The organism is Limosilactobacillus pulli, from assembly GCF_947381555.1.
Lineage (GTDB): Bacteria > Bacillota > Bacilli > Lactobacillales > Lactobacillaceae > Limosilactobacillus > Limosilactobacillus pulli.
In genome coordinates, this window is record NZ_CANCWQ010000083.1 from 1 (window position 1) to 475 (window position 475).

The 475-nt window shown below is 37.5% G+C and carries 1 protein-coding gene; it reads left to right on the forward strand.

Annotated elements, in window-relative coordinates; translation table 11 throughout:
- Positions 1 to 239 precede the first annotated feature (239 nt).
- Positions 240 to 425, forward strand: a complete 186-nt coding sequence (locus QOS03_RS09260; RefSeq protein WP_283576195.1) for a hypothetical protein — start codon at positions 240 to 242, stop codon at positions 423 to 425.
- The last annotated feature ends 50 nt before the right edge of the window (positions 426 to 475 follow it).

The following is a 475-nucleotide window of genomic DNA, read 5'->3' on the forward strand; positions in this document are numbered from 1 at the left end:
CAAGCACAGATCGAGGCACTTGTCATGACGAATAATCTAGCAAAATTTGGAATGTTACAAACTAGCAATTGACGTATCTAATAATTAAGAATAAAGGGCTCTTAAACTAGCAAACTCTAAAATGGCATCATTTGATATTACAATGGTGCTTTATGATGTTCGGAAATCCATCAACTCCAGATATACTAAGGTCATCAAATACGAGTTAAACAAATGGAAGATTAATTATTAGCAGCAAAGTGATCTTGGTAACGGGTGCCAACAGCGGAATGGATTTTAAGACAGCAAAGACTCTAGCACAGCAAGGCAATCGAGCTTACGGTGCGGCACGGCGTCTGAAAAAGATGGCGGCTTTAAAGCAGTATGGTGTTACACCAATTAAATTAGATGTTACTGATGATGTCAACACCGATTTTAAAATGTAGGATTTCACCGGTTTAAAAATGTAGTTTTTCACCGATTTGTTTCTGTTGTC